The sequence below is a fragment of the Acidovorax sp. FG60 genome, assembly GCF_057808995.1.
Genome location: NZ_JBMDJC010000008.1, coordinates 101,051 through 125,296, shown reverse-complemented (window position 1 = coordinate 125,296; position 24,246 = coordinate 101,051). Strand labels below are relative to the sequence as shown.

Annotated in this window: 22 protein-coding genes; 6 read left to right on the top strand and 16 right to left on the bottom strand. The window is 62.4% G+C overall.

What is annotated here, in order from left to right:
* Positions 1-7: 7 nt before the first annotated feature.
* Together ACODS0_RS13765 and ACODS0_RS13760 are read left to right on the top strand one after the other, a co-directional pair.
* Positions 8-1,246: an NAD(P)/FAD-dependent oxidoreductase gene (locus tag ACODS0_RS13765; RefSeq protein WP_060987193.1), complete on the top strand. Its 1,239-nt coding sequence runs from the start codon at positions 8-10 to the stop codon at positions 1,244-1,246.
* Positions 1,247-1,348: 102 nt separating this feature from the next.
* A complete protein-coding gene (locus ACODS0_RS13760; RefSeq protein WP_082753448.1) occupies positions 1,349-2,983 on the top strand; it encodes a methyl-accepting chemotaxis protein in 1,635 nt (544 codons plus the stop codon).
* 13 nt (positions 2,984-2,996) lie between these two features.
* On the opposite strand, the gene ACODS0_RS13755 is transcribed toward ACODS0_RS13760, so the two are convergent.
* From ACODS0_RS13755 to ACODS0_RS13715, 9 genes are all read right to left on the bottom strand, one after another.
* Positions 2,997-3,353, bottom strand: coding sequence for a transposase (locus tag ACODS0_RS13755; protein ID WP_348649990.1), 357 nt, complete (start codon positions 3,351-3,353; stop codon positions 2,997-2,999).
* A 525-nt stretch (positions 3,354-3,878) separates the two neighbouring features.
* Positions 3,879-4,391, bottom strand: coding sequence for a DUF1993 domain-containing protein (locus ACODS0_RS13750; protein ID WP_063460676.1), 513 nt, complete (start codon positions 4,389-4,391; stop codon positions 3,879-3,881).
* A gap of 22 nt (positions 4,392-4,413) precedes the next feature.
* Entirely contained in the window at positions 4,414-5,244 is an 831-nt protein-coding gene (locus ACODS0_RS13745; protein WP_121506342.1) for an SDR family NAD(P)-dependent oxidoreductase, read from the bottom strand.
* Positions 5,245-5,274: 30 nt separating this feature from the next.
* Complete coding sequence (locus ACODS0_RS13740) at positions 5,275-6,114, bottom strand: enoyl-CoA hydratase/isomerase family protein (RefSeq protein ID WP_488835537.1); 840 nt, start codon at positions 6,112-6,114, stop codon at positions 5,275-5,277.
* A 4-nt stretch (positions 6,115-6,118) separates the two neighbouring features.
* Complete coding sequence (locus ACODS0_RS13735; protein ID WP_063460678.1) at positions 6,119-7,084, bottom strand: VOC family protein; 966 nt, start codon at positions 7,082-7,084, stop codon at positions 6,119-6,121.
* A gap of 27 nt (positions 7,085-7,111) precedes the next feature.
* Positions 7,112-9,523, bottom strand: a complete 2,412-nt coding sequence (locus ACODS0_RS13730; protein ID WP_242421856.1) for an efflux RND transporter permease subunit — start codon at positions 9,521-9,523, stop codon at positions 7,112-7,114.
* 66 nt (positions 9,524-9,589) lie between these two features.
* Positions 9,590-10,687 (bottom strand): WD40/YVTN/BNR-like repeat-containing protein, encoded by a 1,098-nt coding sequence (locus ACODS0_RS13725; RefSeq protein WP_121506341.1) that lies wholly within the window; start codon positions 10,685-10,687, stop codon positions 9,590-9,592.
* 38 nt (positions 10,688-10,725) lie between these two features.
* Entirely contained in the window at positions 10,726-12,090 is a 1,365-nt protein-coding gene (locus ACODS0_RS13720) for a DUF1329 domain-containing protein (protein WP_121506340.1), read from the bottom strand.
* An 18-nt stretch (positions 12,091-12,108) separates the two neighbouring features.
* A complete protein-coding gene (locus tag ACODS0_RS13715) occupies positions 12,109-13,854 on the bottom strand; it encodes a DUF1302 domain-containing protein (protein WP_488835533.1) in 1,746 nt (581 codons plus the stop codon).
* A gap of 382 nt (positions 13,855-14,236) precedes the next feature.
* Here ACODS0_RS13715 and ACODS0_RS13710 point away from each other — a divergent pair, with 382 nt between their 5' ends.
* Complete coding sequence (locus tag ACODS0_RS13710; protein WP_199726992.1) at positions 14,237-14,776, top strand: TetR/AcrR family transcriptional regulator; 540 nt, start codon at positions 14,237-14,239, stop codon at positions 14,774-14,776.
* A 237-nt stretch (positions 14,777-15,013) separates the two neighbouring features.
* Here ACODS0_RS13710 and ACODS0_RS13705 read toward each other — a convergent pair whose 3' ends face one another.
* From ACODS0_RS13705 to ACODS0_RS13695, 3 genes are read right to left on the bottom strand one after another with little or no spacing between them, the layout of a single operon-like run.
* Positions 15,014-16,009, bottom strand: coding sequence for a Bug family tripartite tricarboxylate transporter substrate binding protein (locus ACODS0_RS13705; RefSeq protein WP_121506338.1), 996 nt, complete (start codon positions 16,007-16,009; stop codon positions 15,014-15,016).
* A gap of 21 nt (positions 16,010-16,030) precedes the next feature.
* Positions 16,031-17,167, bottom strand: coding sequence for a CaiB/BaiF CoA transferase family protein (locus ACODS0_RS13700; RefSeq protein ID WP_488835530.1), 1,137 nt, complete (start codon positions 17,165-17,167; stop codon positions 16,031-16,033).
* Positions 17,164-17,973: a citryl-CoA lyase gene (locus ACODS0_RS13695; protein ID WP_063460685.1), complete on the bottom strand. Its 810-nt coding sequence runs from the start codon at positions 17,971-17,973 to the stop codon at positions 17,164-17,166. Before ACODS0_RS13695 ends, ACODS0_RS13700 begins: the two co-directional genes overlap by 4 nt.
* Before the next feature lie 119 nt (positions 17,974-18,092).
* On the opposite strand from ACODS0_RS13695, the gene ACODS0_RS13690 reads away from it, so the two are divergent.
* Complete coding sequence (locus tag ACODS0_RS13690; RefSeq protein WP_063460932.1) at positions 18,093-19,001, top strand: LysR substrate-binding domain-containing protein; 909 nt, start codon at positions 18,093-18,095, stop codon at positions 18,999-19,001.
* 427 nt (positions 19,002-19,428) lie between these two features.
* Here the strand turns inward: ACODS0_RS13690 and ACODS0_RS13685 are convergent, their stop codons facing one another.
* From ACODS0_RS13685 to ACODS0_RS13670, 4 genes are all read right to left on the bottom strand, one after another.
* A complete protein-coding gene (locus tag ACODS0_RS13685; RefSeq protein ID WP_488835527.1) occupies positions 19,429-19,950 on the bottom strand; it encodes a GNAT family N-acetyltransferase in 522 nt (173 codons plus the stop codon).
* Positions 19,951-20,078: 128 nt separating this feature from the next.
* Positions 20,079-20,921, bottom strand: a complete 843-nt coding sequence (gene panC, locus ACODS0_RS13680; RefSeq protein ID WP_063460686.1) for a pantoate--beta-alanine ligase — start codon at positions 20,919-20,921, stop codon at positions 20,079-20,081.
* 498 nt (positions 20,922-21,419) lie between these two features.
* Positions 21,420-21,656 (bottom strand): helix-turn-helix transcriptional regulator, encoded by a 237-nt coding sequence (locus ACODS0_RS13675; protein ID WP_142085767.1) that lies wholly within the window; start codon positions 21,654-21,656, stop codon positions 21,420-21,422.
* A 389-nt stretch (positions 21,657-22,045) separates the two neighbouring features.
* Positions 22,046-22,825, bottom strand: a complete 780-nt coding sequence (locus ACODS0_RS13670; RefSeq protein WP_488835524.1) for a DUF1845 domain-containing protein — start codon at positions 22,823-22,825, stop codon at positions 22,046-22,048.
* A gap of 494 nt (positions 22,826-23,319) precedes the next feature.
* Between ACODS0_RS13670 and ACODS0_RS13665 the strand changes: the two genes are divergently transcribed.
* Both ACODS0_RS13665 and ACODS0_RS13660 read left to right on the top strand, forming a co-directional pair.
* Positions 23,320-23,922, top strand: a complete 603-nt coding sequence (locus ACODS0_RS13665; protein WP_013722331.1) for a hypothetical protein — start codon at positions 23,320-23,322, stop codon at positions 23,920-23,922.
* A 70-nt stretch (positions 23,923-23,992) separates the two neighbouring features.
* Positions 23,993-24,241, top strand: coding sequence for a hypothetical protein (locus tag ACODS0_RS13660; RefSeq protein WP_013722332.1), 249 nt, complete (start codon positions 23,993-23,995; stop codon positions 24,239-24,241).
* The last annotated feature ends 5 nt before the right edge of the window (positions 24,242-24,246 follow it).

Here is a 24,246-nt window from a genome sequence, read left to right as displayed (position 1 = left end):
GAACTCTATGTCCCACAATTCCATTGTCATCGTCGGTGCCGGCCAAGCCGGCTATCAGGTTGCAGCATCGCTGCGGCAGGAGGGATTTGAAGGCGCGATCACCCTCATTGGCGACGAACCTGGCGTTCCCTACCAGCGTCCACCACTGTCCAAGGCCTATCTGCTAGGAAAGGTTGGCGTGGCGGCGCTACGCTTTCGCCCCCCCGAGTACTTTGACGAGCACCGCATCACGCGCATACAGGGCAGTGCCACTGCCATCGACCGGGAACGCCGCGAGCTTGTCCTCGCCAGCGGCGAAAGACTCGCCTACGAGCACCTGGTGCTGGCAACCGGCGCGCGCAACCGTGTGCCGGCGGTCGCGGGCATCGAGCTCGGCGGCGTATTCGGCTTGCGCAACCTGGCAGATGCCGACGGGCTGTCACAGCGCCTGGGCAGCGCGAAGCGCGCAGTGGTCATTGGCGCGGGCTTCATCGGCCTGGAGTTCGCGGCCGTCGCAGCCGCACGCGGCATCGCGGTGGACGTGCTGGAGCTGGGCACGCGGCCAATGGCCCGAGCCCTCTCTGCGGTCACGTCCCAGGTATTCGATCACGCCCACGCCCGGTGGGGTGTGCGAATCCACTATGGCCAGAGCCTCGCCGCAATCCACGGCGATGGCGGCCAGGTGCGCAGCGTGGAGCTGGCCAGCGGCGAAGTCCTGCCGGCGGATCTGGTGGTCTATGGCATCGGCGTGCTGCCCAACGCGGAACTCGCTGCTCAGGCACAGTTGACCGTCAACAACGGCATCGTTGTCGACGCCCATCTGCTCACCAGCGACCCGGCCATTTCCGCCATCGGCGACGTGGTCAGCTTTCCCAGCCCCTGGTCACCACAGGCCATCCGGCTCGAGTCGGTTCAGAATGCCGTGGACCAGGCCAAGGCCGTGGCGGCCCGGCTCATGGGCAAGCCCGCCGGCTATGCCGCCCTGCCCTGGTTCTGGACCGACCAGGGAGAACTCAAGCTGCAAATCGCCGGCCTCGCCGACGGGCACGATGAAACCGTCGTGCTCGGCTCCGTCGAGCAGCACCAGATCAGCGTCCTTTGCTTCCGCGCCGGCCGTTTGGTGGCAGTGGAATCATGCAATCGGCCAGCCGACCACATGGCGGCGCGCAAGCTCATTGCACGCAACACGCCGCTCAGTCCTGCCGAGGCGGCCGCTCCAGGCTTCGATCTCAAGGCGTTCGAAGTCTCGACACGCGAGACCGCCTGAAAACGCGCCGATCCAGCGGCTTCCGCCGGGCTTTCAGCGGCCCTGCGCGGCGACCCCACCCCCACCCACGCCCACGCCCGCCACTGCCAACTACCCCGCGCCATGAATCGCTTAAAAATCTCCACCCGGCTTGCCATTTCGTTCTCCACCATGGTGCTGCTGCTGGTCGCGCAGGGCGCAATGGTGCTGTTCCTGTCCGCCGCGCAGCGTGAGGCGATGGAAGACATCGTTCAAAGGAGCAACCCCATCACCAAGGCATTGAGTGCGGTGATCGACGGGTCGAACATGGAAACCATCCAGTTCCGCAATCTGGCCTTGTTCTCGTCCCCGGACATTCAGCAGGCGGCGCTGGCCCAGATCAAGGTCGAACGCGGCAACATCGCCGCACAGACGCAAATTCTGGATCAGCTCATCGAATCCGACGAAGGTAAGGCCTTGCACCAGAGCATCAAGCCTCTGCGCGCCAAGGACCTTGCATTGGGCAATCAGTTTCTTGAACTGTTTGCCAAGGAACAATGGGTGGAGGCGCTGGCCTTGCTGGAGAGCAAACAGCGCCCCGCGCAGATCGAATACCAGAACGCGATCCGCAAGCAAGCGGAACTCCAGGCGCAGGTCATGGCCGAAGCCGGCCATCGGGCCGAGTCGGCCACCCGCAATTTGACGCGGGGGCTCCTGGTCGCGAGCGCCGTGACCATTGCTCTGGCCCTGTTCCTCGCTATCACCATCATCCGCTCGATCACTCGCCCGCTGATGCAGGCCGTTTCAGTGGCCGACCGCGTCGCCAGCGGCGATCTGAGCGGGCACATCACCGTGCAGTCCCAGGACGAAATGGGCCACCTGCTGGAGACGCTGCAGCGCATGCAGCACAGCCTGGCGCAGACGGTCACGGCGGTGCGCAGCAATGCACAGGGCGTCGCCTCGGCCAGCACCGAGATCGCGGCGGGCAACCATGACCTGTCGGGCCGCACCGAAGAGCAGGCCAGCGCACTGCAGCAAACCGCCGCGTCGATGGAACAACTGGGCTCCACGGTGAAGCAGAACGCCGACAACGCGCGCCAGGCCAACCAGCTCGCCCTGAGTGCCTCCACCGTGGCCACCCAAGGCGGCGAAGTGGTCGCCGAAGTGGTCAAAACCATGAAGGGCATCGACGACAGCAGCCACAAGATTGCCGACATCATCAGTGTGATCGACGGCATCGCTTTCCAGACCAACATCCTGGCCCTGAACGCCGCAGTGGAAGCCGCCCGCGCGGGCGAGCAAGGCCGCGGCTTTGCTGTGGTAGCCAGCGAGGTGCGCAGCCTCGCAGGCCGCAGCGCCGAAGCAGCCAAGGAAATCAAGCGGCTTATCACCGACAGCGTGGAGCGCGTGGAGCAGGGGTCGCAGCTCGTGGGCAAGGCCGGTGCCACGATGACGGAGGTCGTCACCGCCATCCGCCGTGTAACGGACATCATGGGCGAAATCAGCGCCGCGAGCAGCGCACAGAGCCAGGACATGGGACAAATCGGAGAAGCGGTCGCGCAGATGGACCAGACCACGCAGCGAAATGCCGCGCTGGTCGAAGAAATGGCCGCGGCCGCCAGCAGCCTGAGCAGCCAGTCCCAGGCGCTGGTGGAAGCTGTGGCGGTATTCAAGCTGTCGGACGGAGAGGCCGTGCGCACCATCAGTGCCGTGCCCGTGCCTCGCACGCTCCACGCAAGCGCGCCGATAAAAGCCATCCTGCTCGCCAGCGAGCACTAGGCTGAATCGACATTCACTGTAGCCATAGCCAGATTGAAGCAGCCAAGACCGCTGCCATGAAGTTGGCGGGCTTGCGGTCGTAGCGGGTGGCCACACGCCGCCATTGTTTGAGCTTGGCAAAGCAGCGCTCGATTCGACTGCGCAGGCGGTAGCGAGCCTTGTCATAGGGGCGCGCGGCCGCTCGCAATTGCGAGGCGGGATCACGGCCTGCGCCCCTTGCTGCTCGATGGCCTGTATCAATTCCGGGCTGTCGTAGCCCTTGCCGGCCAGCACGTAGCTGGGCTTGAACCCATCCACCAGGGCGCGGGTCTGGGTGACCATCCTCCGAGCTTAGAGAATGAATATCGATTAAGCCTAGGGCCGCAAGCATCAGAGCGGCAAGGCCCAGCCGCCATGCCGCGCCCGTCTCACACGAAAGCGCGCCGCCCGCCATGGGCAGTGGGGGCGATTGGAAGCGCATCTGAGTTTCCGGCGGTCTGGACTCTTCGGCGGGAAATCAGCACGCGAATGAATGCCCCGTTCATTGGCGCGGGATCTGCCTGAGCGGTGAACACGTCCTCTATGAAGTTTTGATAGCTGCTTGCGCGTTCTGAATGGGCGCTTGAGGCCAATTTGGCCCGTATCTTCCGTGCACGCGTCCGGGCCCCTGCGAAAGTATTGCCCTGCACTGAAGATGAGATCAGCCCCGCCACAGCGCCAACCTGGACCGCTGGTGACGAACGTGCCACGCGCACTCGGAGCGCGTGGACATCCACCCGCAAAAAAACACCCCCTGGTACAAGCCGTGAAGGTCTGCCAGGGGGTTCAAAACCCCGGATTCCACGGGGTACTGTGTCAATCACCGGCCTTGCCTCCGGTACTTGCACCTTGGAGAACGTGTCCAGGTCCGGCCCGGTCAGGCCATGGCTCCCAGAAAGTCAGCCTTGCCCAGCTCCACGCCTGCCTGGCGGAGCAACGCATAGGCCGTGGTCACATGAAAGAAGAAATTCGGCAGCGACCACTGCTGTAAGAAGGTCTGCCCCGTGAAGTGCAGCGGATCGCCTTGCCGCTGCGGCACGACCAGGGGCCGCTCGGCGCTCCCGGCCAATTGCTGCGGCGAAACGCCTTCCACGAAGCCGATGGCGTCCCGGACGCGGACACGCAACCCTTCGAAGCTCTCGTCGGAGCCTTGAGCGGCAGGCAGTTCCACGGCACCCAGGCGCGCGACGGCGAGCCGCGCCACCTCGCTGGCAATGGCAACTTGCTTGCCAAAGGTCAGCATGTCGGGCGACAGCTTCGTATTCAGGAAGGCCGCGCTGTCAAAACTTCTGGCCTGGGCATGGCCTTCGGCTTTGTCAAGCCAGGTCAGCAGGTTGCGCAGCATGCGGGCATAGATTTCCGCGCTGGCGGCATGCATGGATAAAGACATGGTCGGATATGGTTGGTTGGGTTCAGAGTTTGTTGGATCCCATGCGTGCGAAGAACTCGCGCATGGGCACCATGGACGGAGCGTGGCTGGTGAAGCCGCCATCCACTGGAATCACCGCCCCCGTGATGAATGAGGACTCGTCGCTGGCCAGGAAGCTCACCACGTCGGCAATCTGCTTTGGCGAACCGAGCTGGGGCGTCAGGTGCTGATCCAGGAGGATCTGCTTGATCTCCTGCGGAACGCCCTTCTGCGCGTGCTCGTTGAGCACAAAGCCAATCATGATGGCATTGGATCGGATACCCTCCTTGCCGTACTGAGCGGCCACGGAACGTGCCAGCGCCATCAGGGCCGCCTTGGAGGCGGCATAGGCGGTCAGCGTTGCATCACCCAGCAGCCCGAAGCCCGACGTCGCAAAGATGATCGATCCACCGCCGACCTTGAGCATGTGCGGGATGGCGTGCTTGCAGCACAGCATGGCGCCGCGCGCATTGACGTTCATGGCCCTGTCCCATGCGGAAAGGTCCACGTTGCAGACATCGCGGTCACCGGCACGCTGCGCCGGATCCAACGCGGCCGCATTGTTGTGCAGGACATCGATCCGCCCAAAGTGGTCGAGCACGGCGGAAACCATCGCCGCGACCCCCTCCTCGGAAGTCAGGTCGGTTTGGATGGCCAGAGCCTTGCCACCCCCCGCCTCGATTTCGGCGGCCACCGACTGAGCGCCCTCCAAGTTGATGTCCACCACCGCGACACGGGCTCCATGCCGGGCCAGCGAACGCGCACATTCAGCCCCAAGACCCGCCCCCGCACCGGTCACGATGCCGACCTTTCCATCCAGTTTGCGTTCGCTCATTGCATCTCCAGAAAAGCGATGTTTTGAAATTCATTCACCAGAAAAACAGGGCGCCCGTTTCTCGCGAAACGCCAGCGCGGCTTCCTTGACGTCGTTCATTGGAACCAGCATGGCGAACAGATCCAATTCCAGGTCCAGGCCACTCTTGAGGTCAAGGTGGCAGGCCGCGCGTGCAGCCTGCTTGGCGAACAGCGTTGCCGTGGGCGGCTTCTGGGCAATGCGTTCGGCCAGGGCAGTGACCTCCGCGAGCAGCGAGTCAGCGCTGTCGGCCATGCGGGTGATCAGGCCGATGTCGAATGCCCGGCGTGCGTCGACGCGATCACCGGTCAGGAGCAAGTCCAGAGCACGCCCCGGGCCGACCACGGCTCCAAGGCGCTGGGTTCCTCCCCCTCCGGGGATCAGGCCCAGCCCCGTTTCGGGAAGGGCAAACACGGCGTCCGGGGCCGCGAAACGCAGATCGCAAGCCAAGGCCAGTTCCATGCCCCCGCCCATGCAATAGCCATGAATGGCGGCGATCACAGGTTTCTCGGTGCGATCCAGCGCCTCGATCCAACGCGACTTCTGCATGCGCCGACGCACCTGCACCGATGTTTCCGTCGCCCGCCGTTCCTTGATGTCGGCTCCGGCGCAAAACCCGCGCGCGCCCGCGCCGCGTATCACGATCACCCGAACGGACGGATCGCTATCGAGCTCGGCCAGCGCCGCGGGTACACCACGGCGGATGTCGTCGTTGATCGCATTGATCTGGTCCGGGCGATTGAGCACGATCCAGCCAACGCCTCCCCGGCGCTCCACCTCGACGGCATTCCCGGGGGCCGCAGCTTCGTCACGCGTCGGGGTGGCCGGCTTGTGAAAGGAGGTTTCCATCATCGGTTCAATACTCCTCGAACTCAAACAGTTGCCCCCGCACGTCGGCCGGATCGACCCGGATCAGCGGCTTCCCACCCACGGCCTCGCATTCGTCGATCCAGGTGAAACGGGTACCGCGTGCCTTCAGGTCCTCGGCCTTGGCCTGGAGACCGTTCACCGCGATGCGGATGTAGTAGGGGCCGGGCCCCCAGGAATTCAGGTAGACGCCGGCATCACCGTTCCAGCGGGTCGCCTCGATCACGTCCAGCGAAGCGCTGTGCGGCACCGTGAATTCCATGCGGGCGCGGCGGTACCCCTCCTTGTCCAGAGACTCCACAGGGCTGCCAGGCTCCCAATCGAGGTTGGCCGATACCGTGCGCAGGGTTTCGTCCAGATTGCGGACGATGTAGCCGCGCGAGGTGACTCGCACCATGTCGCCCGGCTTGGGATCGCGCGGCTCGGGCGGGGGCACGCTGAAGGTGTCGGCCGGCATCTGCAGCGGCTCTAGGGGCATGACCTCGATGCACAGACCGCCGTCCACCGATGGGTGGTAGCGGGGATCCTCGGGCGTCGCGCCCAGCCAGAGCCGGTCGAACGGCATGTCGGGGGTGCGTTGTGCCATGCGGAACCGCAGGCGCCGGCGCATGAGCTTCTCGACCAGCAGGTCGAACTTGTCGCCGCGCGCGGCCAGCACGATCGAGTGGGTCACCATGGGCCGGTGCGCGCCCTGGTAAGCCTTGAGGCTCTCCAGGAAGTCGTGGAACATCGGATCGCCCGGGTTTGGTTGGTCCAAGTGGCACTGCGGCTCGATGCGGGTGGGGGCGACCGCCAACGATTTGTGAACCCGCAGGAAATGGGCAATGTAGGGATGGCCATCGAACGCTTGGCGCCAGTTGGGATGGCCGTGGAGGCCCAGCTTCGTCACCAACAGTTGCGCCATGCCGTCCGGGTCGGACAGCATCATGTCGGCACTCATCAACAGATCAAACACAGGCGTTGCTCCAAGAGAAGGAAAAAGTCAAAGAGGAAGTGCGCCATCCGCGGGCAGTGCAGACTTGGTCTGCCGTGGATTGAGCAGGAAATGGGACAAGGCGGGAATCAGCACCAGGGCACCCACCATGTTCCACAGGAACATGAAGGTCAGCAAAATGCCCATGTCCGCCTGGAACTTGATCGGCGAAAACGCCCAGGTGATCACGCCCGCGGCCATGGTCAGCCCCACCAGCGCCACCACGCGTCCCGTGAAGTCGAGCGACCTCCGGTATGCCTCGGCGAGCGTCGAGCCACGGCGCTGCATCGCAATCTGCACACTCAGCAGGTACAGGGCGTAGTCCACCCCGACGCCGACACCCACCGCGATCACTGGCAACGTGGCCACCTTGAGCCCGATGCCCATCCACACCATCAAGGCCTTGCAGATGATGGTGGTGATCACCAAGGGAACCATCGCCACGATGGTGGCGCGCAGGCTGCGGAAGGTCAGCAGGCACAGCAGCGCCGTGGCGCCATACACGGCCAGGTACATCAGCAAGATGCCGCGCTCGACCTCAATGTTGGTCGCCGCCTCGATTCCCGCGGAACCCGCCGCGAGCAAAAAGCGCGGCCCGCCGTCGGCAGAAGCACTGTTGTGCTCCGCGGCAAAGGCCTCACTCACCTGAAGCACGCGCTTGAGCGTGTCCGCCTTGTGATCGGCCAGATAGGCAATCAGTGGCGAGACGGAACACGAGGTATTGGTGATGTCCGGACTCGCAATCATGGCGGCCCCCACCGCCGCATTCGTGATGCCCTGGTCCCGGCTGATGGTGAGCCACTTGCCACTGCCCTCATTCAAGGCTGCAGTGATGAAGCGCGTGGACTCCGCCAGCGAACTGGTGGCCTGCACGCCCTCGGTCTGGCGCAGTGCCTGGGCCAGTTGGTCCATCAACTGCAAGGTGCCGTACAGCCGGCAGCCATCGTCAGGATTGGTCATGATGACCACGAACTGATCATTCGACAGCCCGTAGTGGGCCGTGATATAGGCACTGTCGCGGTTGTAGCGCGAGTCCTGCCTCAATTCGGGCGCCCCCGGATCCAGGTCGCCGATGCGCAGGTCGAACATCACGACCGTGCAGACCGCGGTCATCACGGCGGCAAGCGCCACCGTCACCGTGGCCGCGCGACGCTCCGTCAGGCGATCCAGCGCACTCCAGGTGCGTCCGAGCCATCCTTGCTTGCGCGTCGTGTCCTCGGCGAGGGCGCGGCGCGCCGCAGCCTCGCTCACGCCGATGTAGGACAAGGTCACCGGGATCAGCACGAGCTTGGTGAAGACCAGCACCGTGATCCCGATGCTGGTGGTCAGGGCCAGATCGCGAATAACCGGGATATCGATGATCACCAGCACGGCGAAGCCGACAATGTTCGTCAAAAGCGCCGTCAGGCCCGCCATGAAGAGGCGCCGGAAGGTGTAGCGCGCGGCAACGTATTTGTGCGTCCCACGGCCCACGTCCTGCAGGATGCCGTTCATCTTCTGGGCACCGTGCGAGAGCCCAATCGCGAAAATCAGGAATGGGACCAGGATCGAGTAGGGGTCCAGCTCGTAGCCCAGCAGGTTCATCAACCCCAGCAGCCACACCACCCCGGCAACGGCCACGCTCACCAGCAGCACGGTGCTGCGGATGCACCGGGTATAGAGGTAGACAAACAGCGCGGCGACCGCCACCGAGAGTCCGAAAAAGAGCATCACCTCATGGAGCCCTGCGATCAGATCGCCGACGATCTTTGCAAACCCGACCATGTAAATGCCGGTGCTCTCGTCCTCGAACGACCGGATCTCCTTCTCCAGGATGCGGGAGAACTCGCCATAGTTCAACGGCTCGCCCGTCTTGGGATGCCGATCCAGCAACGGCACGATGATCATCGTAGAGCGCGCGTCATTGGCCACCAGGCTTCCAACAATGCCTGACCGCCCAACGTTTTCCTTGAGCTTGCCGATCGATTCCTGGCTGCCGCTGTAGTCCGGCGGCATGACAGGCCCCCCCACCACGCCCTCCTCCGTCACCTGCCGCCAGCGCACGATGGGCATCCAGAGCGATTTCATCCACGAGCGGTCGACCCCTGGAATCAGGTAGAGAGCGTCATTGACCTTGCGCAGTTTTTCCAGGTAGGCTGCGTCGTAGACATCACCGCTCTTGTTCTCCACGACGACCCGCACCGTGTTTCCCAACCCGGGGAGTTCCTCCCGATAGGCAAAGTAGGTCTGAATGTACGGGCTGGAGGATGGGATCATCCGCTCAAAGCTGGCATTGACTTCCAGCTTCAGAGCGAAGTAGCCCAGCACTGCGGTAGCCGCAAGGCACAGGAGCAACACCAACAGCCGGTTGTTGAACACCAGTTGCTCCAGGCGGCTGCCTGACTTGCGGTCGAACTGTGCCGGATCGCGAACGACCGGCATGGCGGGTTGCTGGGAATGAGCAGACATCAAAACTTTCGTGAGGGAGATCCATGGGATCTGCGGCCTTCATTTACCTTGCGTGGGGAGCGCGATGACTCCGACACCGTTCAGGCGTGCCAGAGCCAGACGATGGGGGTCGGTCATCGCGGCGTCATAGACCTCAGCACCTGGTGCCTGGTCATATACCGTGGCGCGAGCGGCAGCGAAATCCACGGCGAGCACACTCCCTTGCTGCGACACTAGAAAAGCGGAATCCTCAAGGGTGACCGCACTTACCAGGTTGGCATCAAGACCGGTCTCGATCTTTTTCCACGCATGCCCAGCGTCCTCGCTGACAAAGGCATTGCCACGCAGGCCGTAGGCCACCAAGCGGGCACCGAACTGCGAGATCCCGAAGAAGCTGCCGTTGTAAGGCGTCTGCACACGTTTGAAGCGCTGGGTTGTTGCATCGAGATGCATCACCAGGCCCTGCTCACCTGCGACGAAGACGCCCCCTTCCCCACCTGCCAGTGCATAGAGGTGGTACCGCTGGTCATTGTCGGTTTTCCATAGCCAGGGTTGCCACGTGTTGCCGGCATCGCTGGTTTTCAGGATCAAGCCGAAACCGCCCACGGCAAAGCCGGTGAGGCCATCGGGAGCGAACCAAATGTCGAGCAACGGCGCGGGCCAGACGTCCGCCGTGGCCGATTGCCCAACTGTCCGCTGGATCTCCGCCTCCCTCTCTTCGGAGCCTTTGGCGGAATCGCGCAGCAGCATCAGTACCGCACGCCCGTCCAGCACCCGCGTCCACGAGGCGCCGCCATCGGGCGACCTCAGGGCCACGGCATCGTGCCCCACGGCCCACGCCACGCCGGAACTGGCGAAGCGCACCGTGGTGAGGTCGGTGGAGACCGGGCTGCCGACCTGGCGCCACGATACCCCACCATCTTCGGACAGCAGGATCAAACCGCGCGGACCCACCGCAATGGTGCGCCCGCCTTGGCTCGCCACCCCGCTGACCATCGCCCGCTGCGCCGCCACAAGGGCTCGTGATGGCGCGTCGATCAGATCCAGGCGGGCTGCGCCTTGCGCTGCGATCACCCACGGCACCGGCAGCAGTACACACACGCCAACGAGCGCGGCGCAAGCCCAACGCAACCGCAGGAAAGGATGCAGGAAAGTCATGGCCCGGGGATCCGATCGAGGTTCGTCATGCACGAGGTTCAGCGAGCCGATTCACGCGACACGATGGCTTCAGGATTCATCTCGCGCTCGCTGCGCGCGGACGGAAGCACCTTGTAGCCTCCCACCATCACATCGTTGACATAGGCGTACATGCCCTTGTTGAAGTCGTACACCACGTTCTTCGCAGCAAAGGGGATCTGCTTGTCGTACATCGGCGAAGCAGCCTGAAACAGACTACGGTACAACTGACCATTCTGGTCAAAGGCATCGTAGTTGGCGGCGCCGGTCAAATCTTCATCAAAGTAGTAGATGCGCTTGGAATACGCATGACGCTGGCCCGGCTTGAGCGTGGCTTCCACGGCCCAGACACGGTGCTTTTCCCAGCGCTCGCACTCCGGATTGACGTGGTTCGGCAGCAAAGCCTTTTCGGCCGTCGGGCAATCGTACAGATTCTTGTAGGCGTTGTACTGGATGTACATCTCCTTCTTGCCGATGAGCTTGAAATCGAATCGATCCATGGTCCCAGAGAACACGAACAGTTCGTCGAACAAGGTCACGCCCCCCATGCTTGCCACGGGAGTGTCATACGCGAACTCCGGCGAGAGCTTCACGCGGCGCAAGCCCGGGGTGTAGCTCCATGCCTTGCGCGGACGAGCCACCGGATCGAGATAGTCGGCCAAGCCTGTCATTTCTCCTGCACGCCGTGCCGGCACCTTGCTGATCGAATACACCCGCCACGCCATGTCCGGATCGCGATCTGCCACGTCAGTCTGGTAGTACACAAAGTCCTGGAACGTCGCTTGCTCCGCCGTCACCACGGCCTTGCCCGAAGTATCAATCACCCAGGAGCGGGAGGCCGCAGTGGTGATCGCGGTCTCTCCCTGGTAACGCAGGATTTGGTTCCACATCACCTCGTATCCGGTCTTCGGAATGGGGAACGGGATGCCACCGCGGCAGGCTTTTTCAATGGCAAGGCCCTCTTTGGTTGCCTTGCACGTGGTCGCATTGCGGACGGTCGCATCCAGAATCTTCTTGGGATAGGCCGCCGTTCTGTGCGTGGGATACACATTGAGGTAGTACCCTGGGTACTTGGACAGCAGGTGCTTCTGCCCTTCGCTCAGCAAGGCTGCATGCTGTGCCATGTTCTTGCTGTCTATGCGCAGCACGGGCTTTTCGTCTTTGAACGGATCGGTCCAGAAGCCGCTATCTGGCTTGAAGCCCTCAGGAGCCTTGGTCAACCCCCCGGTGTAGGCCGGGATGCTGCCATCGGCATTGGCTGCCTTGACCGCTCCGAACGGGGTCAGGGTGGTGCCCAGTTGCTTGGCCTCCTCCGCTGTCACGGCCGCGAAAGCTGGCGTGGCAAGGCCAATGGCAACCAGCGAAAGGATGTTGTGGAATTTCATGATTGCGGCTCCAGGGAATCAGAAAGAGGTCTTATAGGTGAAAAACAGGCGACCACGATCGGTTGCGCCCACGCTGCTGTTGAGTGCGTTGCCACCAATGGCGGCCGTACCGGCAGCGTTGTATTTGGTTGGCACGGACATGTCCGCATAGGTCAGGCTGAATTCATGCTTGCTTGCGTAGGTGGCAGCAATGCCGATTGACCACTTGAGGAGGCCTTCAAAGCCGCCACCGCCGGTGGCGGCCGAACCCTTGAGTCCGTAGCTGACGGTTACTGGAACCGACACATCCAGGGACGGCAGCACGCCCAGGTATTGGGGCGTGAAGCGCAGCGCAAGCTCCCAATAGTTCTTGGTCGAGCAGGTGTCGGTCACGTCCCCCGGCTGGGCGGTGGCACCGCTCGTTCCGAGCCTCACGCAACCGGCATACCCGACACCGCGATACAACTGCTCGTTACCCGTGACCTTCAGCAGGCGGCTGTACGCGAGTTCGCCGATCAGCGTACCGGTATCCCAGAGGGGTGTCTTGGGCAGCCCGTAGGTGCCATTCACCACGGCATGGAAAGTGTCTCCCGTCGCCCCCGTGCTGGTAGCGGTATAGCTGGCAACCGAATTGAGGTGCGCGTTCTTGCGCCAGGACACTTCGGAGCCAACGCTCACCGGGCCCACAGACTTGGAGAGACTCAGGCCCCAGAGCTTGGTAGCGGCCGGATAGACAAACCTGAAGGTACCCGGCAACGCAGGCCCCAAGATAGCGTTGTAGGGTGCCGACACTGGAGCGAAACTGGTGAGTTGAATGCCCGTTTCCGGATTGGTATCGTTGAACTGCCGGTAGTAGGCACCCAGTGTGGAATCGATGGCATCCACATCCAGACGCGCGGAAAGCCCCCAATTCTTGTCGCCCGAGGTCTTGACTGCCGTGTTGGCCATAGCCAGGCAGGAATAAGGACCCAGTGCCGGGTTGCAGGGCGTCAGGGCAAAACGATCGACCCCGGGCGCGTTGTCGGCGCCCATCAGATACGTTCCGGCATACGGTACGCGCGTCGCCTTCCAGTCCAGCGCATATTGGCCTGCAAGAGAGAGCTTGTCGGTCACCTGCGCCTTGAAGGTCAACTGGTTGATGGGCAAGAAAGTTTCCTTGGTCTCAATGCCCGGGCTGGAAACAGCCTTCATGCCATCCACGGGCGACTGGCCATAGGAAATGGCATGGGCGCCGATGAACATGCCTTCACCCCAAACCACCGTGTGGCGGCCCAACTTGACGTTGACGGGAACAGAACCGAGATCGAAGTTGGACCAGACGAACGCATCCAGGATTTCACCGGACGGGCCATGTACAAAGCGGTTGACCTCGTCGTTGAACCGGTTGTTGTTGTACGACGTCGCGGAACCAGCAGGCGAAGACACCGACCTATCGCGATACGCATGGTCGTACCAGCTTGCGGCACTGATCCGCGCCCCAAAGATCCCTTTGTAGTTAAGGTCAAGTTCCCCCAAAAGATCGAGCCGGTTGGACACGATATCTCCACGGCCGAACTTGGCGTTGCCTTCGTCGGTGGTGGCAAAATTCAACAGTCGCTGGTCTTGTGCCTCGGTACGAACCCCCAAGTTGTATCGAACCGTCGCATCGGCACGCACCTTGAAGTCGGGATTGCCAGTGTCAAGCTCCAGTGCGTGTGCACCACTGGTTGCGACCAATGCCACTGCAGCGGCAATCATGTGCACTGCGGCCCGGGAGGGAGCCGTCCTCGTTTGTCGATTTTTCATGAGTTTGTCTCCATCAGTTGGGGGTTTACCTGCTACTTGACACAAGCTTCAGTCAGCCCTCCCATGCGTCCCCCTGAGGTGCCAGGGCTGGCCAGCGCAGCTCGTCTTCATTCTGTATGCCGCTTGCAATTCTGCATTTAGAATTTTTTTCTCGGTTCCGGGTTTTCACCTAATTTGAACAAATTTATCCATACCGTCTAAAATAAGACCGATGGAGGCGGTGCAGGCGGCATCCAGCGTGGCGGCGAAGCCGCTATCCAGCGTCGAGCATCAGGGATGGGGTCCGCCTCGGTCGCCAGTCCACGAAACGTACCCTTTGATGCAGATACAAGCTCAGCCACGTCCACGAACGAAACCGCCGGAAGCACGGCGAGAAGAACTCATGAATGCCGCCCAGGCGTTGTTCCTGAAGAAGGGGGTGGGCGCTACCGTGATCAGGGAGATCACTGATAGCGCGGAAGTGGCGAAGGGCTCGTTCTACCTGTACTTCTCATCCAAGGAAGACATCCATATCGCATTGGCCGAGCGGTTCCATGCCCTGCATGTGGGCAACCTGGATCGGGCGACTGGGCAATGGCCTGGAACAGATTGGGGCGGCAAGCTCGGCGCTTGGGTCAAGGCTGCCGCAACGGGATTTCTTGACGATGGGCCGTTGGTTAGCATGTTTTTCGATGCTCTCCCGCACATTCCGGACAAAAGGCCAAACGCGATCGGCAAGCATCTCGAGGAATTGCTCGGGGCTGGCACAGAAGCGGGTGCCTGGTTCGTCGTCGATCCAGGAGTCACCGCCGACTTTCTGCTTGGAGGGCTCCGTGGTGTTGTCGGTGACGCCTTGACTGGCGAAACAAGCGCCAGCCGCATGCAAGTTGTCGAGCGCCTGCAGCAGCTCTTTTTCAGGATCGTAGGGTTGCCTGAAAACTGACAATCGGGCCGCTTCGTTCATTCAGCAGTCATCTCTTTCAGAGATGACTGCTGCGTCGTACTGAACCCAAAAGCCGCAGTGACCCCGAGCCCACAAACTGCCCACTGGGTGGCACGGGGCAGATGAGCAGCGCAATGCGGTCAGCAACATAGGGCAGCAACGTTGCCCCGGGGGGGCGATGCCCTTGCACTGCTCCGCATCAGAGCGCGCACGCATCAGGCCGCGCCGCTCTCGCGGTCAATCGACCTGGGCACCCGAAAGCCGGACGACACCGCCCCACTTCTCGAGTTCGCTTGCCGCGAAGCGCGCGAACTCCGGCTGTGTCATGACCAGAGGGTCAATGCCCACCGCTGCAAGCCTGGTCTGGAAATCTCCCGACTTGACGACTTTGTCGCCAGCTTGCACCAGCTTTTGCATGACCGCAGGTGGCAGGCTGGCCGGACAGGCAACGGCCCACCATCCGGTCAAGTCGAATCCTGGAAAGCCTTGCTCGTCCAGCGGCTTCACGCCTGGCGCCGCCGGTGATTTGGCAACGCTACTCAAACCCAGCGCGCGCAGCTTGCCAGCTTGAATCTGCGGCATCGCCACGGCCGGGTGGTAGAACATGAAATCGGTCTGCCCCCCGATAACTGACGTGACGGCCTGTGCTCCCTCCTTATATGGCACATGGACCATCTTCGCATTGCTCATGGCCTTGACGAGTTCTCCCGCCAAGTGACCGGTGGTGCCGTTGCCTGCGGATGCGTAGGTCACCTTGTCGGGGTTGTCCTTGGCGTATTGCACGAGTTCAGCCACGCTGTGCCACGGCGCGTTGGCCCGCACCAGCAGCAAGGTGGGCGTGTAGCCAATCATGGTCAGCGGCGTGAAGTCCTTGATGGGATCGAAATTAATCTTCTTGTAGAGGGCCTTGTTGATGGAGAACGGCCCAGTGTTGGTCAGGATCAAGGTGTAGCCGTCCGCAGGTGAGTTTGCGACCAACTCGTGCGCGATGTTGCCGCTAGCTCCAGTCTTGTTCTCCACCACCACGGGCTGACCAAGCTCACGCGCGAGACCTTCGCCCATCAGGCGTGCCACGATGTCGGTGGACGTACCAGCACCCGCAGGCACGATGAGCTTTAGAGGCTTGTTTGGATAGTCTTGTGCCAGTGCCTGGGTGGCGGAAAGGACGGCTGCGAGGCCGCAGGCCAGCGCGAGGGCCGCCCGTGCGAGAAGTCGATGGGTGTACGTGAACATGTTGTCTCCTTTGTTGTTTGACTAGTACTTGAGCCCCGCGAGCAACTCGCTGCGATGCTCGTCCAGCTCCGGCGGCGGTACGAGTCTCGCGGGCGGCGAGCGGTCGTAGATCACCGGATTTCTCACGGCTGTAAAGATCCCGCGTCCAGGTCGTTCTGCGGCCTGTCGGAGCTGCATGTGCAGCGCCTGCGGATCATTGAGTGCCTCACTCGCGTCGTAGACCGGCGAATGTGGCACGTCCTGTTCCTTCAGACGGATGCACCACTCGGATCGGTCGTACTCCTTGAAGTAGCCATCCAGCACGCGAATTACTTCGCCGTGATTACGTATGCGCTCGCCGCGCTGCTTGAAGCGCGGATCGTCCAGCAGCTCCATATGGCCGGTGGCGCGCACCAGGTTCTCCCAGAACTTGAGCGGTGAGGACATGTGCAGCGCCACGCGCTTGCCATCCTTGCAGGTGAGCACGTGTGCCTGCGACGCACCCGGCCGACTGTATGGAGTCATCAGCTCGCCGTCACCGTAGTAGTGCGTGAAGGCGTCGATGTTGAAATGCGCCATCGCACCCACCATGGCTACCTCCACCAGCCGTCCCCGGCCAGTGCGTTGCCGCTCATGCAGCGCGCCCAGAATTCCGTAGGCCGCGTACATCCCCGTGATCGAATCGGCCACCGCAGGACCGCACACGCGCGGGTTGCCAGGATTGAGCGTCAGGTCCAAATAGCCGCTGGCGGCCTGCGCCACTGTGTCATAGCAAGGCTGGTTGGCGCCTGGACCGTCAGGCCCGAAGCCGCTGATGGCGCAATACACCAATCGTGGATTGATGAATCGCAGCCGTTCCGCACCCACATTGAGTTTCTCTGCCGCACCTGGACGAAAGTTCTGAATGAACACGTCTGCATCGGCAATCAATGCGTCGAACACGGCAAGATCCTGTGGATCGACAGTGTCGAGCGCGAGGCTGCGTTTATTGCGGTTAAAGGCCTGGAAGTTGGTGTCGTACAAGCTTCCGTCTGCCGACATCCGAAACGGGTCTCCTGTGCCGGGTTTCTCGACCTTCACAACGTCGGCCCCCTGGTCGGCCAGCAGCACTCCGGCAGCCGGGCCAGTGATGAAAGTCCCCATCTCGATCACGCGCAAGCCGTGCAGCACCCCGCTCATGCCAGATCCTTCCGTAGGGATCTGGGCGGCGGCCCGTCATAGGTGATGCTTTCGTCTGCCACGTTGTACATGTAGAACCCGATAGGCCGCGTGGCTTCCTCGTGCAAGTGGCCCAACAGACCGGCAGTGCGCGCCAGGATGGGAATGCCCTTCAACGCTCCGACGGGAAACCCTACATCCAGCAGCACAGCAGGGATCGACCCGGAAGCATTGGCCAACAGCGGACGGCCATAGACTTGGGGCAGCAGTTGCTCGACGGTGCACAGAGCCTCGATGTATCTGCCCGTCACACCTTGCTCCCTGGCGAGGGCCAGCAGCCGGTGCGTGCGCGGGTCGCCCTGCGTGTGCAGTGGGTGGCCGTAGCCCGGCACGGTCTTTCTGGCCTCGCGTAACTGCGTGACCTTCTCGAGCGCCGCGTCTTTCAGCGGCCGACTGTCAGTCTCGGCCAATGTGATGATCTCGTGCAGGAAACGCCCGCACAGTTCGGATGTGCCCATGACCACGGAGCCGGCGCCAAGAATGCCTGCAGCCACAGCACCCTGGAGGGCGGCTGGATCGGCGTCGTAGGTCATGCGCGCAGCCTGGACCGTGGGCGTCAGTCCATGCTCGGCAATGGTGACAAGGGTCGCGTTGACGAAGAAGCTTTGCTGCGGCGTAGGCATCTCGCCGGTCAGCAGGAAAAAATAGAAATCGGCAAAGTTCAATTTGCCGATGAGCTCGCTGCACAGATCCTTGCCGCGGATGGTGATGGAGTCTGCGTCCGATGTCGCGATGGTGCTGAACGGCTCCTGCTTGCCAATCTTCATGTCGATGTCTCCAGACGCCGCAACGGTGGGCGTGCCGCATTCTTGGTCGCACGGAGCAATCGGGCAAATGACTTATTTCGCTGACTATGATTGATGCTGTCGATTATTTGGGGATGGCCATGGAACTGAGACACCTGCGGTACTTCATCGCCCTGGCAGAGCGGCTGAACTTCACCCACGCTGCCGCGCAAGTGCACGTGACGCAGTCGACGCTGTCGCACCAGATACGCCAGCTCGAGGAGGAGCTGGGCCAGGCTCTCTTCCAGCGAACGAAGCGCAGCGTGGCCCTCACCGCAGCGGGCGAGCTGTTCCTGCCGCGTGCGGTGCACGCGCTGGGAGAACTGGACATCGCCATAGCGTTGCTGAGCCCGGCCTCGCCCGAACTCACCGGCCAACTGCGCGTGGGCACGACGCCGACGTTCGACATCCATGTGATTCCACGCGCCATCACAGCATTCACTGCACGGCACCCGGCCGTGCGGCTGACGGTGGAAGAAGATACGGCCGCCAGCATCTCGCGCAAGGTCTTGCAACGCGAGTTCGACATCGCCATCTCCTACCACCCCGGCGATGAGCCCAAGCTCAGCTTCGAGCCGTTGTGCAACGAAGAACTGGTGCTGCTGGTGGGCGCGAAACATCCCCTGGCCAGCCGCAAGCGCATGAGGATGGTGGAGTTGCACCGGCGCGAGATGATCCTCCCATCATCGCGCTACACCACGCGGCGCATGATTGAAGAGGCATTTGCTGCAGCGGGGGCGACGCCCATTGTGCGCGCTGAGTCTGACTCCATCACAGCCATGCTCGGCACGGTACGCCAGAGTCATCTGGCAACTATTGTGTCGCGCCATGCAGTCCAGGGAGACAGTGGGTTCAAGATCATTGCTCTTGAAAGCCCCACGCCGATGCGCACGCCTGGTCTCGTACGGCTGAAGGGGGCACCCGTGGACCCCGCCCAGGCCACGCTCGCTTCCATCATCCGGGAGGTCACGACGGCTGCCGATTTTCAGCCCCTGCAGCGCAATCGCTAGAGGCACGGCGACCCGTCCCATGAATGCACTCTGCTATCACCGGGAAGGCTCATCTGGCACTCACGGGAGATTCATTCTGAATACCGTTGATCAGTCGCAAACGTCGAGCATTTGTTGGCGTTGTTGACTCTGGGTAAGCCTCAAGAGTGCGGGAAACGAAGCCTCCATTCAATGAAACGCTAACAAGTTGTGAGCTGCCTGCGCCGCCCGCGCGCGATTCCCTCCCCTGAATGGATGGCGCGCGGCAGCTCCTGCGGCGTGGCCTCCCCGCTTCCCTTCCGTTGGACGCGCACGCGCCCACCCAGCGTATCCACCGCCTACATCTGTGGGGTCTCGGCCATTGACCCGCGCGTTGTCAGCACCTTACGTTTTGCTTCATCCGTAGGGTGAGTGTGCCGAATCAGCTCAAGGCCGCGCCCGTGCTGACTCAGCGGCACATTTCTGCGGCTTTTAAGTTGAATGCATCGTGGTAGGCCACCACAGCCGCCGGAATTGCCCCTTCGAAGGCAATGGCCAAAAAGTACTCAGGCGGCACATCGGGCAGCACCAGTGCGCTCTCGGCCTTGAAACCAAAGCGTTGGTAGTAGTGCGGATCTCCCAGGAGCACGCAGCCCGACGCGCCCATCGAACGCAGTTGCGCTATGGCATGGTTTATGAGTTGCACGCCGATCCCCTGCCTCTGCCGCTGCGGCAAGACCGACAACGGCCCCAGGCCGAACCAATCCGCAGGGCCAATGGAGAGCCGTATCGGCGAGATCGCCACATGGCCGACCACCGCTCCATCGTCGTCAGCCACCAGCGACAGCGTGAGTTGCCCCGCATGACGCAGCGCGTTCACAATGAAGTGCTCAGTGTGGCTGGTGTGCTCGGCATCATGGAACGCCGCTATCGTGACGGCCTCGATGGCCGCTACATCGGATGCTGTTTCGTTGCGGATCTTGAGGGTCACGGCGTATCCATCGTATGTTGATTGCTCATGTTCGTGTGCACAGCCGCCCCCTGTGCGGCTCCATAAAACTGTCCTTTTCCAAACTGGAAAGGTATGAACCGCGAGTAGGACGGGCCGGGGTGCGGTGCTCAGAATTCCAAGTTGTCGATCAGCCGCGTGCCGCCCAGGCGCGCCGCGCCCAGAACCACGAGTTGGCCCGGCTGCGGAGCCTCTGCAGGCGGCAGCAAGTCAGCGCGCTGGCGCACGGTTAGGTAGTCGGGCTGCCAGCCCTGCTTGCGCAGGCGCTCCACCGCCTGGGCCTCCAGCGCGGGCAGGCTGGCGCCTAGCTGCAGCGCCGCATCGGCCAGCGCGCGTAGCGCCTGGCTCAGTTGCACGGCCTGGGCACGTTCTGCTTCGTCCAGATAGCCGTTGCGCGAACTCAGCGCCAGACCGTCGCCGGCGCGGCAGGTGTCGCCGGTCACGATGTCGATGGGCAGCGCGAACTGCTCCACCATGCGGCGGATCACCAGGACCTGCTGGTAGTCCTTGCGCCCAAACACGGCCGTGCCCGGGCCGCCGCTGAACACGCAGGCCAGCAGTTTCATCACTACCGTGCACACGCCGGTGAAGAAGCCTGGACGGAAGTGTCCCTCCAGGATGTCAGCCAGTCGCGGATCGGGCTGCACTTTGAAGGTTTGCGGCTGCGGGTATAAGTCTTTTTCGGCAGGCGCGAACAGCACGTCGCAGCCCTCGGCGTGCAGCTTGCCAGCGTCTATTTCCAGCGTTCGCGGGTAGCTGTCGAAGTCCTCGTGCGGCAGGAACTGCAGCCTGTTGACAAAAATGCTGACCACCATGACGCTGCCCAACGGCTTGGCTTGGCGCACCAGGGCCAAGTGGCCGTCGTGCAAGTTGCCCATGGTGGGCACGAAGGCGGGACGGCCGCGACCCGCCAGGGCGTCGCGCAGGTCAGAGATGGTGTGGACGATTTGCATGGGTGGATTCATCAGGCGCGGAGCTAATTGTCGGGGAAGGTGGCCAAGGGCTCAGGCCGCGTCAACGGACTAGCGTTCGACGAGGACGGCGGGGGGCTGGACGGCCCTGCGCGGCAGCTGGGACATCATGCGTTTCGTCGCCGATGGGGCCTTCGATCGGGTGCAGGGCCTGCACGTGAGTTTGGCAAATATGGAATTTTCTCGGAATTCTTCAAGGAAATCATCCGACTTCCTCTCAGAGGCGGACAGACCGCTTGCACGCTGACACGCAACCGACTGTGTGCTCTGCGATCTCTCCCTCTACTTCGCGCTGCAAACAAAATCTTGCGCAGGCTCTCAGGATTGGCTCCACCTCGCGCTCGCCCTGCACCGCCAGCGATCCAAGTCTTACTCCGCCCCTTCATGCAATAGATTCGAGGCTGTATCGCCCCGCCTCCCCTACTTACCTTGCAGGAGAATGGGGATGTACCTCTTGCCTACCAAGCTATCAATACGCGGCTATTTCTGCTCCGCGATCCAGTGACGGACATCTTCTGCCCGCCATGCCGTTATGCCGACGGAAATCCGGACAGGCGCAGGGAACAGACCCGCCTTCACCCGCCTCCAGAGCGTTGATTTGGAAAATGGTACGAATCTGAGCAGCAGGCTCTGGCGCACAAAGCCAGTGTGGGGTAGCGTCATGAGATCGGTGTACTGGCCGGAGCGCACGGGCTTAAGCGAAGAAGTGTCTTGCATGATCATTCCTTTCCCGGATCTATGTCCGAGATCTGAGGGATAACCAGCTCTGTCGCAGCGGTGTTGGTCGAAAGGGTTCCGCTGCCAAGGAACGCAGGACTTACGCATCTTTGCCGACGGTCCGGTCGGGCAAAGAGGGGGAGACGTGGGACGACGCGCGCGCATGCACGAATCGCCAGCACACTTCAGGAAGCCTCCCAAGGCTGTCAGCAGGCAGGTGACGACTGCGACGTGCCCATCTTGCTGGGCGGGCAATGGAAGGCCCGATGAGCATCTCCATTGCTGCCGTCTACTCTACAAGCTTCACGTGCTTGCTGGCGCCCTAGTATGAGCAGTGCGGAGAAAAACCCTCGCAAGCGCTTCCGTTTGTGCATGGCGATGCCTTCTCTCTACTGGGGATCCGCTGTGAGCTCATCGCGCTTTGGGTCTTCCAACCTCCCAGTAGCAGCGCCAGCCCCGGCAAGACCCTCGTGTTCCCTTGGAAACTCAGTCAGGCTGCCGACGTCACCCTGTCCTGCTCCACCGCTAGGCTCTTGTGCATCTGCCATCATTTCCATGTCGCTGGCTGGGCGACGACTATCTAGTGCATTCATCTCGCGCCGCAACCGCGACGCCAGATTTCGGGCACCGTTCGCGACGTCGCGCACCCTGCGTTTGAGCGCAGCCCGCTCGATGTCGACTGCCTGCGCTGTGATGACCTCATGGATTTCCAGGGTCTGCAGCAAAGGCATCAATTGATCCAACTTGCCCAGGATCTCAAGATACCTGCGACTGCTGGAGGACAGCACGCCCACCTCCAGTTCCAGGGCAACCGTGTCATAGGTAGCGACGCTCGTGATGCCGTTGGCTTTAAACAGAGCCTCGGCCCCGTCAATAGCTTGGTTCAGTTGCTCGGCAACCTTGTCCACCTGTTCTCGGATGAGCGTCTCGATCTTCGCGACGTCTTCATGATTGAGCCGGGTTCGTGAGATCACCGAGATGAAATGGATGCCCAGTTGAAAGGTATTGAAGTACCGGATGAACAGGCGCTTCCCCTCGGCGCTCGCAAAGCTGGCCTTGATTTTCAGGCTCGCGGCCTCCACTCGCCGGAAGTCGGCCTTGGTTTCTCGGGCAAGGATGCGGGCATTGACACCCCCCTGGTCGTGCTTGACGAAATCGAGGTCGGCCATAGTCATCTTCTCCTGGTGCAACGAGCTTCGGAGAAATGATCGGCAAGACCTTGGCGCATCGCCACGCGAAACGGCCACGAAGTCGGGCTGCTTTCGGCATCGGGGTGGGCGGATGGCGCTTCGGGCATTGACGCATAAGGGTTCGGCCCCTACCGTGGGAGGCATGCAGTAGCTGGCCCTGCACCCCCTGGCAAGCCCTGGAGTTCCGCCGGCACGGTCTGAGCGCGACACGCTCTGGATCGCTGTCTCTAACCAATGCTTCCGGTCGGCGGCTTTCGAGGCCAGCCTGGGGGCAGTCACGCCCTCGGCCTGGCGCCGAAAGCTTTCTCCCTGCCGGTCGCTGGCGCACCGGTCCCACGGCGCATCGCGCCGTGTCCAAGCCAGCCTTGGAATCCCTGATCCGCCACACGGATCCGTTCATTCATCCACCCCCTGGGGGCTAACAGCCCCTAGATCGGTGCGTTGGCTCCTGCCGTCATCCCAAGGAGCCAACCATGCTGAGCCCCAGCATCTCATCCGAGATCCGTACTTGCCCGCCGATGGGAATCCTGTCCGAAGGCATGCACGCCGAGCGGACGGCCTTCCAGGTCCTGCTCGAACGGCTGCAGGCTGGAAATGCGCACGTCGTTCCACTCGCAACTGCCGCGGCAATGCTCGATGACCCCGACGACAGGTCCCCCGTCGAATGGAGCGAGGAAGACATCGTGCTGCTGCACTGGCGGCTGCTCAAGGAGATCGGCCGACTGGCAGATCCCGAGACACCGCTCGAAGATAAGTTCGACACGCTGCGCTGGGTGTTCACCGAGCGCGAGAAGGATCGCAAGCCATTCAGTTTCGTCTCCTGCCTTCGCGTGGTGGGCTGCAGCCCTTTGTCGCCCCTGCCGTATTGCGGCTTGGTCGACGTCGAGGAAGTCCGGGACGTCATCCGCTGTGCCATGCGCAGCTGGCTGCGCCAAACCCTGATGCGCTACCCGAGCTGGGTGCGTGAGGCCATCGTGGACCACCCCGAATGGATCGAGTCCCGTCTGGCCCGCAACCCCCAGTGGATCAACGAAGCGATCCGGCGCACTGCCCTCGAGGGCGATCTTTTCGCCTGACTGCTCCGGCCTGAAACCCCAATCCGTGGGGCGCGCCCCGCCCCACCCTGCAACTTGAAAGGAGTCCACCATGACCGAATGGAAGGACGTTTTCTGCCTCCTGGCGATCTTCGTGGCCTACGGGTTCGCCGGCCATCTGGACTACCAGGATGCCATCGCGATGGAAGAAGCCATGCGCGAGGACACGCCGTCTCACTGCTCTGCGCCCGCGGGCGTGGCAGCGGAAGGAACACCGCCGCTTGCGGCCGACGCACGGACTGTTCGCCTCGGCACCACGGCGGCGATTTCTCGCCCGGCCTGTGGGCCGGACAACGAATGAAGGGT